The following is a 10,041-nucleotide window of genomic DNA, read 5'->3' as shown; positions in this document are numbered from 1 at the left end:
ATCGTGATCTCCACGACCAGCTCGGGTGTGGCGCAGGCCTGCAGCATGGGCACGCCCTCGCGCACCTTGAGGTACTCAGGCAGCGAACGGCCCGCCTGGCGCATGAACCACACCGGGGTGTGGTCGACGGGCTGGCGGCGGCAGGCGGCGAGGAAGGCTGAACTCACCCGTCAAGGGTCCCACGCGGGGTCAGCGGTCGCCCCACCGGTCGGTCAACCTCAATTCTTGGCCAAAACTACTTAAACCCGCCGCGCGGCATCGATTCAGGACCACTTTCGGGACACGCCGAGCACGATGCGGGGAATTGTCGTTGAGCCGTGCCAACGTCGGTGCTCTACCCGACGAAAGGCCATGCGAGCGATGAACAGGTTCTGTGCCACCTGTGCCGTGGAGCGGCTGTTCGAGCAGCCGCCCTGCCTCGACGGACACGAGCCGGACACGTGCCCCGAGTGGGCGTGCGTCGACTGCGGCCACGCCGTGCTCCTGGGCCTGCCTGCCACCGTGCTGCACACCGGGCCCAAGCTCGCCCTGCTCGTGCGGACCGCGGCTTGACGTCACGTGACGACTACCCCCGTGGTCCCCTTCCGGCCCGCCGCGACCTACGCTTCCCCCATGACCCTCGGTGAGCGACCGCCGGCCCCGCCGGAGTTCGCGCGCGCGGTCGAGACCCTGCGGGCGGCGGAGGTCAGGCCGGAGATCGAGCTGGAGGACCTGCCGGCGCCGCAGCGGCTGGCGCCGTTCTCGGCCGCCATCGGCGCCTCGGTCTACCGCGACGACGACGAGCTGGCGGTGGGACGGCTGATCCTGCTGTTCGACCCCGACGGCCAGCGCGGCTGGGAGGGACCCTTCCGGCTGGTGGCCTACGTGCGGGCCGACATGGAACCGGAGATCACCTCCGATCCGCTGCTCGGGCCGGTCGCGTGGAGCTGGCTGACCGAGGCGCTCGACACCCGGCTGGCCGCCTACAGCGCGGCGGGCGGCACGGTGACCAGGGCGGTCTCCGAGGGCTTCGGCAACAAGGCCGAGGATCCGGTGACGACCGAGCTGGAGCTGCGGGCGTCGTGGTCTCCGCTGGAAGAGGACATGTCCGCTCATGTAGCGGCCTGGTGCGACCTGATGTGCCTGGCCGCGGGCATTCCCCCGTTGCCTCCCGACGTGGCGGCCCTGCCACGTCGACGCGAGGATGATCGTCGTTAGTAAGATTAAGTGATGAACGACGTCGTCCCGCTGCTCGAACCCCGCGAGGGCATCCCTCCGGTGATCGCCGACGCCCGCGCGCTGGCCGACGTCGTCGCGGCCTTCGCGGGCGGCAGCGGGCCGGTCGCCGTCGACGCCGAGCGCGCCTCCGGCTACCGCTACGGCGGGCGCGCCTACCTGGTGCAGCTGCGCAGGGCCGGCGCGGGCACCGCCCTGATCGATCCGATCGCCTGCCCCGACCTGTCCGAGCTCGACGCGGCGGTGGGCCCGGCCGAGGTGGTGCTGCACGCCGCGTCGCAGGATCTTCCGTGCCTGTCCGAGGTGGGGTTCAAGCCGCGCCAGATGTTCGACACCGAGCTGGCCGGGCGCCTGCTCGGCTACGAGCGGGTCGGCCTGGGCACGATGGTCGAGACCGTGCTGGGGCTGCGGCTGGAGAAGGGGCATTCGGCCGCCGACTGGTCCACCAGGCCGCTGCCCGAAGACTGGCTGCGCTACGCCGCGCTCGACGTCGAGGTGCTGGTGGAGCTGCGCGACGTGCTCCACGCAGAGCTCTCGCAGAGCGGCAAGCTCGGCTGGGCGATGCAGGAGTTCGATTCCGTGCTCCACGCCCCCACCCCCGAGCCGCGCAACGACCCGTGGCGGCGCACCTCCGGTATCCACAAGGTGCGCAACGCGCGGGCGCTGGCGGTGGTGCGCGAGTTGTGGACCATGCGCGACCAGATCGCCAGAGACGGCGACATCGCGCCCGGACGGGTGCTGCCCGACGGGGCCATCGTCGCCGCCGCGCTGGAGGCGCCGCGCACCCGCAAGGCGCTGACCGAGATCACGGCGTTCACGGCCCGCTCGGCCCGTCGTCACATCAACGACTGGCTGGCGGCCATCGGCCGGGCGCGCGCGCTGCCCGACTCCGAACTGCCGGTGCCGAGCGCTCCCGGCGACGGGCCGCCACCCGCCAACCGGTGGGCCGACCGCGATCCGGTGGCGGCCAAACGCCTGGCCGCGGCCCGTGCCGTGGTGGCCGCGCTGGCCGACGAGCACCGCATGCCGACCGAGAACCTCCTGCAGCCCGACGCCGTGCGCCGCCTCACCTGGCAGCCGCCCACCGAGATCGACGACCTGACCGTGGCCGAGCGCCTGCGCTCGCTGGGCGCGCGCGAATGGCAGGTCGAGCTGACCGCCCATCCGATCGCCAAGGCGCTGACGCGTCTGGAGACCAAGGGCTGAGCTCGTCTTGACGACCGTGCCCGCCTCGCCGTACCGTCTGGGAAAGCGCTTTCCCCACCCCCTTGCTGAGGAGTCGTTGTGATCATTGCCATGAACGGTGTCACCGGGCGCATGGGCTACCGGCAACACCTGCTCCGGTCCGTCCTGGCCATCAACGAGCAGGGTGGCCTGACCCTCGCCGACGGCTCCCGCGTGAAGCTGCGGCCCATCCTGGTCGGCCGCAGCGAGGCCAAGCTCGCCGATCTGGCCGCCAAGCACGACATTCCCGACTACACCACCGACCTGGACGCCGCCATCGCCGAGGCCGACGTCTACTTCGACGCCCAGGTCACCCAGGCCCGCGTCAAGGCCGTGCTCAAGGCGATCGAGGCGGGCAAGCACGTCTACGCAGAGAAGCCCACCGCCGAGACGGTCGAGGAGGCGGTCACCCTGGCCAACGCCGCCACCGCCGCGGGCGTCAAGAACGGCGTCGTGCAGGACAAGCTGTTCCTGCCGGGCCTGCTCAAGCTCAAGCGCCTCATCGACGGCGGCTTCTTCGGCCGGATCCTGTCGGTGCGCGGGGAGTTCGGCTACTGGGTCTTCGAGGGCGACTGGCAGGAAGCGCAGCGGCCGTCGTGGAACTACCGCAGCCAGGACGGCGGCGGCATCATCCTCGACATGTTCCCGCACTGGCACTACGTGCTGGAGAACCTGTTCGGCTCCGTCGAGTCCGTCTACGCCAAGGCCGTCACGCACATCCCCACCCGCGTCGACGAGCAGGGCAACTCCTACGAGGCCACCGCCGACGACGCCGCCTACGGCATCTTCGAGCTGTCCGGCGGGATCGTCGCGCAGATCAACTCCTCCTGGGCCGTGCGCGTGAACCGCGAGGAGCTCGTGGAGTTCCAGGTCGACGGCACCCACGGCAGCGCCGTCGCCGGGCTGCGCAACTGCCGCTTCCAGTCGCGCGCGGGCACGCCCAAGCCGGTCTGGAACCCCGACCTGCCCGTCACCCACCGCTTCGTCGACGACTGGCAGTACGTGCCCGACAACGGTGAGTTCGACAACGGCTTCAAGATCCAGTGGGAGATGTTCCTGCGCCACGTGCTGGAGGACGCGCCCTTCCCCTACGACTTCGCCGCGGGCGCGCGCGGCGTGCAGCTCGCCCAGCTCGGCCTGCAGTCGTCCGCCGAGGGCCGCAGGGTCGAGGTGACCTCGCTGTGACGATGATCGACCTGCCCGGCGGCGCCTACACCCTGCGCGAACCCGTCTCCTGGGGCAAGCCCGCCGGGCCCGCCCGGAGCCGCATCGTCTACGCCGCCGCCCATGTGGTGGCCGACCCGCTCGGCGACAACACCCCCGGCTCCCCCGCCGTCGTCGACTGGGACGCCACCCTGCGCTTCCGCCGCCACCTGTGGTCGTACGGCCTGCGCATCGCCGACGCCATGGACACCGCCCAGCGCAACATGGGCCTGGACTGGGCCGCCTGCAAGCAGCTCATCCGGAGCAGCGCCGACGAGGCCCGCTCCTTCGGCGACCCCGTCGAGCTGGTCTCCTTCGGCGCCGGCACCGACCACCGCCCCGACGCGGCCTCCGTCGACGAGGTCGTCGCCGCCTACACCGAGCAGATCGAGACCGTCCAGGAGGCGGGCGCGGGCGTCATCGTCATGGCCTCCCGCCAGCTCGCGCGCCTGGCCTCCGGCCCCGCCGACTACCACGCGGTGTACGGCAAGCTGTTGTCCGTCGCCGACCGCCCGGTGATCCTGCACTGGCTGGGCGAGATGTTCGACCCCAACCTCGCCGGATACTGGGGCTCGCGAGACGTCGAGGCGGCCACGCGGTCGTTCCTGGAGCTCGTCCACGCCCACGCCGGCATGGTCGACGGCGTCAAGGTCTCGCTCCTGGACGAGGAGCACGAGGTACGGCTGCGCGCCGCGCTGCCCGAGGGCGTCAAGCTCTACACCGGCGACGACTTCAACTACCCGTCGCTGATCAAGTCGGGCTCGCACGCCCTGCTGGGCATCTTCGACGCCATCGCCCCGGCCGCCGCGGCGGCGCTGCGCGCTCTCGACACCGGTGACCTGGCGCGTTACGACGAGATCTTCGAGCCCACCGTGGCGCTGTCCCGCAAGATCTTCGAGGCGCCGACGTACAACTACAAGACCGGCATCGTCTTCCTGGCCTGGCTCAACGGCCACCAGGACGCCTTCACCATGGTCAACGGCGCCCAGTCGGCCCGCTCCCTGACCCACCTGTCGGAGGTCTTCCGCCTGGCCGACCAAGCCGGCCTGCTCGCCGACCCCGACCTGGCCGTCAGCCGCATGACCTCCTTCCTGGCGGTGCACGGCCGATGAGCCTGTCACTCAACCAGTGGACCACCAAGCGGTGGAGCGTCGCCGAGGCCGTCGACGGCTGCGTACGGCACGGCCTGCAAGCCGTGGGCCTGTGGCGCCAGAACGTCGCCGAGCAGGGCCTGGCCGAGTCGGTCAAGCTCGTGCGCGAGGCAGGGCTGCGCGTTTCCTCGCTGTGCCGCGGCGGCTTCCTGACCACCGGCTCGGCCGAGTCGCTCGACGACAACCGCCGGGCCATCGACGAGGCGGCCGAGCTGGAGGCCGCCTGCCTCGTGCTGGTCGTCGGCGGCCTGCCCGGAGTGACGCCCGGCGAGCCGCTCGGGCCCTTCTCCCGTGACCTGGGCGGCGCGCGCGAGCGGGTGGCCGAGTCCCTCGCCGTGCTCGCGCCCTACGCGGGCGAGCGCGGCGTGAAGCTGGCCATCGAGCCGCTGCACCCCATGTACTGCGCGGACCGCGCCGTCGTCTCCACGCTCGGCCAGGCGCTCGACATCGCCGAGCGGCTGCCCGCCGAGCAGGTGGGCGTCGTCGTCGACACCTTCCACGTCTGGTGGGACCCGCAGGTGTTCGAGCAGATCGCCCGCGCGGGCGAGCGCATCTTCTCCTACCAGGTCTGCGACTACCTGCACCCGCTCCCGGCCGACGTGCTGCTGGGGCGCGGCATGATGGGCGACGGCGTGATCGACTTCGCGCCGATCACGCGCGCCGTCCTCGCGGCCGGCTACACCGGCGACGTCGAGGTGGAGATCTTCAACGCCGACGTGTGGGCCGCCGACCCCGACGAGGTGGTCGCCACCATGAAGGAGCGTTACGCGAGCGTGTGCGGCTTCTGACCGCCGCTCACGGCAGGGTGACGGTGCCCGTGGCGCCGTCCACCGTGATCACCTCGCCGGTGGCGATGCGGTGGGTGGCCTCGGGCACGCCCACCACCGCCGGGATGCCGTACTCCCTGGCCACCACGGCCCCGTGCGACATCGCGCCGCCCATCTCCATGACGAGCCCGCCCGCGGTCAGGAACAGCGGCGTCCAGCCGGGGTCGGTGGAGGGGCAGACGAGGATCTCGCCGGGTTCGAGGTGGGCGCCGAGCGGGTCGAGCACCACCCTCGCCGGGCCGGTGACGGTGCCCGCGGAGGCGGGCGTGCCCACCAGGTCGCCCTCGGCCGCGGCCACGGCCAGGGCCTCCGGCTCGGTGCCGTCGGACAGCAGCATGCGGGGCACGTGCCTGCGGCGCCGCTCCTGGGCGTAGGCGGCGCGGCGCTCGGCCACCAGCGAGCGCCACCGGTCCGGCTCCGCGCCGTTCACGCCCTCCACGCCCTCCACGGCCCGCCGGATCTCGGGCAGGGTGAGGAAGTAGACGTCGTCGGCCTTGTCCAGCAGGCCGAGGGAGGCCAGGTGCTCGCCGACGACCGCCATGCTGCGCCGTACGACCGTGAGGGTGACGACGATGTAGTACTTGGGCACCTCGCGCAGCCCGACGAGCGTGCGGGCACGGCCCAGCGCGAAGCGCACGACCCGGCCCTTCACCCGGCCCGCGCGGGCGGCGGCACGGTCGACGAGCGCCTGCGCCTCGGCGGCGCCCCGGGCGAACAGCACGTCGGGAGTGGGCCCCGTGGTGTCCATGCGCAGGTAGTTGGCCAGCACGCCGATGATGTGGGTCGGGTCGTCGGACCAGCGGGGCACCCCGAGATCGATCTCGGCGACCCCGCGATGGCCGTAGACGTCGAGGAAGGCGGCGATCTGCTCGCGCTGCGGCAGCGTGCCCGCGTGGTAGGCGGCGACCAGCTCCGCCACCGGCACGTCGGGGAAGGGCTCGATCCGGGTGGCCAGGTGCCACAACTCCAGGTCCATCTCGGTGGTGGGGTTGTTGGGCACGCTGCGCAGCACGTCCTGCAGCTGCGACAACGTCATCCCCGACAGCTTGGAGGCCAGGCCCAGCATCCCGTATCCGGTCAGGGCCATGGGCATGATCGAGGCGATGACCGGCGGCATGGCGTACAGGACCCGCTCGGCGTGGTCCAGGCGCTCCAGCGGGGTCGCGGTGCCGGCGATGCGCAGCCTGGCGTCGAGTTCGGTGCCGATCCGCTTCGACAGGGCGATCGCCCGCGCCGGGTGCGTGAGCGCGAGCCGTACGCGGGAGGGCACGCGCATGCGGCGGGCGAAGCCGCCCACGCGGCGGAGGAACGGCCTGCGCGAGTGCTGGGTGACCGAGAAGGCGGGGTTCTCGGTGAGCCGCTCGAAGATCACGCCGGCGCGGGCCTCGCCGACCGACAACATGCGCGGCAGCACGGCACGGCCGACCCGGCTGCGCAGCGCCGGGGTGATGTCGATCCACAGCCGCTGGCCGGACTCGCCGACGGGCGGGGCGCCCGCGTGGCGGTCGGCGACCGGGAAGCCGAACATGCCGGCGGCGCCCGAGGTGATCACCTTCAGGCCCGAGAGTCCCAGCGGGGTGAGCGGCCCGAAGACGCCCTGGGCGACGTTGAAGGAGAAGTAGGCGCGCAGCCCCTCGGCCTTGTGCGCCGGAAGCGGGTAGAGCGTGGTGATCGGGCGCGCCTGGGTGAGCCAGAGCGTGCCGTCGGCGTCGATCGCCCACTCGGTGTCCTGCGGGGCGCCGTAGTGGTCCTCGACGCGACGGCCCAGCGCGGCCAGCTCCAGGACCTGCTCGTCGGTGAGGCAGAACCCCCCGTGGTGGAGCTCCCCGTGGTGGAGCTCACCGTGGTGGAGCTCACCGTGGTGGAGCTCCCCGTGGTCGAGCTCCACGCGCTCGGTGCCGCCGCCGGGCAGCGAGCGGATGGCCAGGCGCTTGTCGCCTGCGTGCCGCTCCAGGATCTCGCCCTCGTGGACGACGAACCTGTCGGGGTTGACCGCTCCCGACACCACCGCCTCGCCCAGGCCGGGGCTGGCGTCGATGACGGCCTCGTGGCGGCGGCCGGTGACCGGGTTGGCGGTGAACATCACGCCCGCGACGGCCGAGTCGACCATCCGCTGGATGACCACGGCCAGCCGGACCGTGCCGTGGTCGATGTCGTTGGCCTCGCGGTAGGCCACCGCCCTGTCGGTCCAGAGCGAGGCCCAGCAGTGCCTGACCGCCTCCAGGACAGCGTCCTCGCCGATGACGTTGAGGTAGGTGTCCTGCTGGCCGGCGAAGCTGGCGTGCGGCAGGTCCTCGGCGGTGGCGGAGGAGCGCACCGCCACGGGACCGCCCGGGTAGATCCCCGCGACGGCCTTGCGCACGCTCTCGGGCACCGGCGCGGCCAGCAGCAGCTCGCGGGCGCGGGCGGCCAGCTCGCCGGCGGGCACCCGCGCGATGAGCTCGTCGAGGCCGGTGGCCACCAGACCGTAGGCCTCGGTCGACAGGCAGCCTCCCGGCGGCACCGGCAGCCCGGCCGTGGTCAGCAGGCCCAGGTTGGCGGCCTTGCCACCGACCTCGGCCAGCATCGATGCGTCGATCTCGTGGAAGCTGTAAGCGAGCGTCATGGCGCCGTTTCCCTCCGGGATGCCTGCTGTTCACCAGTGTGCACCCGGAAGGATCGATTAATTCATCAGGTGATGAAAAAGTTACCCCAAAGGTCGCCCGTCCAGGCCCCACGAGGGATCGATCGCCACGCCCAGGCGCTGCAGCACCGTCGGCGCGACGTCGACCAGGCGGGGCTCCCCCAGGTCGGCGGGACGGTCACGGTCGAGCTCGGCGACGATCACGAAGACGGTGCGCTCCTCGTCGGAGGTGCCGCCGTGCCCGCCCGCGTCGACGTGGCCGTGGTCGGTGGTGACCACCACGGTCCACCGCTCCCCCGCGTACGACGGGCGGCTGCGGACCGAGGTCAGCAGGCGGCCGAGGAACTCGTCCTGCAGCAGCAGGGCCGCGGTGTACCCCTCGCACAGCGGGCCCAGGTCGTGGGCGATCTCGTCGGTGTCGCCGAAGTAGACGAAGCTCGCGTCGGGATCCTCGTGCAGCAGGTGACGCTCAGCGGCGTCGGCGATCTTCTTGTCGCAGGCCCCGAAACCGTCGGCGTAGCCGTCGTGGACCACCCGCTCGTCGATCCCCGCGCCGAACGCGCCGTGCTCGGCCAGGGCCGCCCACGAGAAGATCGCGTAGGTGGTGAGCAAGGGGTCGGCGCGCTTGGCGCGGGTCAGGAAGTCGGGATAGTTCGCGTAGTCGGCCCCGGCGAAGCCGTTGTCGGCCACGCCGTGCTTGTCGGGCCAGACGCCGGTGGCGATGGACGACCAGCCGGGCCCGGAGTCGGTGCGGGCCGTGATGCGCCGGCCGACCGGCTCGGCGACCGCCCCGCCCACGTCGTTCCCGTCGTTCCCGTCGTTCCCGTCGTTCCCGTCGTTCCCGTCGTTCTCGGCCGATTCCACGATCTCGCCGGGCGACTCCGTTCTCGGCGCCGCGGCCTCGCCGTACGGCAGCCTGCTGGTGCCGTACGCCCCGGAGGACATCAGCCCGAGCAGGACGGGCGGGCGTACGGCGTGCACGCGGTCGATGCGCAGCCCGTCCATGCCGACGACCAGGACCTTATTCACCGAACTTCTCCACCCATGCCAGCGCTCCGGGCAGGATCTCCTCCACCGGGGCGACGTGCGGATACCAGGTGCGCTCCCACTCCAGCGACACCCAGCCGGAGAACCCGGCGGCACGCAGCAGCTCGCCGCACTCCTCCAGCGGCACCGAGCCCGACCCCATCGGCACCGGCGTGGTGTCGGTGGCCGAGACGGAGTCCTTCACCTGGACGAGCGCCAGGTGCGGGGCCAGGTGGCGGAGGGTCCGGGCCGGCGGCTCGCCGTGACGCCACGGGTGCAGCAGGTCCCAGATCGCCCCCGTTGTCTCGGGCGTGCCCGCCGCGTCGAGCAGTTCGGCCACCGCCTCGCCGAGCGCCATGTGGTCGTGCGTCTCGACGAACACCTTCACGCCCAGGCCCGCGGCCTCGGCCGCCACAGCCTTCAGGCGCCGCGCGCCCACCTCGGGGTCGGCGCCGCCGGGGAAGACCCGCACGCCGGGCGCTCCCAGGTCGGAGGCGAGGCGCAGGTCGCGCAGCAGCCCTTCGACGACCTCGTCATCGGGAGCCGGACCGCAGATCCTGATATATCCAGCCAAAGCGGCGACCTCCAGGCCCGCCGCCTCGATCCGCGCCCTCACCCCGGCCCGCTCGCCGTCGTCGAGCCCGGCATGCACCCCCGTGTCGGGATGCAGGCGCAACTCCAGCCCGCCGCACCGATGGGCGACGGCCACCGCAATGGCGTCGTCGAGGCCCTGTCCCGGCATGCCGAGGGTACTCATCGCCAGTTTCACGCA

At 72.3% G+C, this 10,041-nt stretch carries 10 protein-coding genes; 6 read left to right on the top strand and 4 right to left on the bottom strand.

Annotated features, from left to right (window positions below; genetic code table 11):
* A partial coding sequence (locus ACIBH1_RS47895) for a uroporphyrinogen decarboxylase family protein (RefSeq protein ID WP_397320820.1) occupies positions 1–167 on the bottom strand: 167 nt, incomplete at its 3' end.
* 193 nt (positions 168–360) lie between these two features.
* Here ACIBH1_RS47895 and ACIBH1_RS47890 point away from each other — a divergent pair.
* The 6 genes from ACIBH1_RS47890 (at position 361) to ACIBH1_RS47865 (ending at position 5,581) form a co-directional block, all read left to right on the top strand.
* Positions 361–552: a hypothetical protein gene (locus tag ACIBH1_RS47890; RefSeq protein WP_397320818.1), complete on the top strand. Its 192-nt coding sequence runs from the start codon at positions 361–363 to the stop codon at positions 550–552.
* Positions 553–612: 60 nt separating this feature from the next.
* Positions 613–1,197, top strand: a complete 585-nt coding sequence (locus ACIBH1_RS47885) for a DUF3000 domain-containing protein (protein ID WP_181613262.1) — start codon at positions 613–615, stop codon at positions 1,195–1,197.
* 12 nt (positions 1,198–1,209) lie between these two features.
* A complete protein-coding gene (locus ACIBH1_RS47880; RefSeq protein ID WP_397320817.1) occupies positions 1,210–2,421 on the top strand; it encodes an HRDC domain-containing protein in 1,212 nt (403 codons plus the stop codon).
* 90 nt (positions 2,422–2,511) lie between these two features.
* Complete coding sequence (locus tag ACIBH1_RS47875; RefSeq protein WP_397320816.1) at positions 2,512–3,624, top strand: Gfo/Idh/MocA family protein; 1,113 nt, start codon at positions 2,512–2,514, stop codon at positions 3,622–3,624.
* A 2-nt stretch (positions 3,625–3,626) separates the two neighbouring features.
* Positions 3,627–4,754: a dihydrodipicolinate synthase family protein gene (locus tag ACIBH1_RS47870; protein ID WP_397320819.1), complete on the top strand. Its 1,128-nt coding sequence runs from the start codon at positions 3,627–3,629 to the stop codon at positions 4,752–4,754.
* Positions 4,751–5,581, top strand: coding sequence for a sugar phosphate isomerase/epimerase family protein (locus ACIBH1_RS47865; protein ID WP_397320815.1), 831 nt, complete (start codon positions 4,751–4,753; stop codon positions 5,579–5,581). The genes ACIBH1_RS47870 and ACIBH1_RS47865 overlap by 4 nt, the downstream gene beginning before the upstream one ends.
* A 7-nt stretch (positions 5,582–5,588) precedes the next feature.
* On the opposite strand, the gene ACIBH1_RS47860 is transcribed toward ACIBH1_RS47865, so the two are convergent.
* From ACIBH1_RS47860 to ACIBH1_RS47850, 3 genes are all read right to left on the bottom strand, one after another.
* Complete coding sequence (locus tag ACIBH1_RS47860) at positions 5,589–8,225, bottom strand: PEP/pyruvate-binding domain-containing protein (RefSeq protein WP_397320814.1); 2,637 nt, start codon at positions 8,223–8,225, stop codon at positions 5,589–5,591.
* A gap of 81 nt (positions 8,226–8,306) precedes the next feature.
* Positions 8,307–9,272 (bottom strand): alkaline phosphatase family protein, encoded by a 966-nt coding sequence (locus tag ACIBH1_RS47855; RefSeq protein WP_397320813.1) that lies wholly within the window; start codon positions 9,270–9,272, stop codon positions 8,307–8,309.
* Entirely contained in the window at positions 9,265–10,038 is a 774-nt protein-coding gene (locus ACIBH1_RS47850; protein WP_397320812.1) for a sugar phosphate isomerase/epimerase family protein, read from the bottom strand. The genes ACIBH1_RS47855 and ACIBH1_RS47850 overlap by 8 nt, the downstream gene beginning before the upstream one ends.
* Positions 10,039–10,041: the final 3 nt, after the last annotated feature.

The organism is Nonomuraea sp. NPDC050663, assembly GCF_044456985.1.
Taxonomy (GTDB): domain Bacteria; phylum Actinomycetota; class Actinomycetes; order Streptosporangiales; family Streptosporangiaceae; genus Nonomuraea.
Note: the sequence above shows the minus strand (reverse complement) of the source record. Positions and strands in the feature narration are given on the sequence as shown.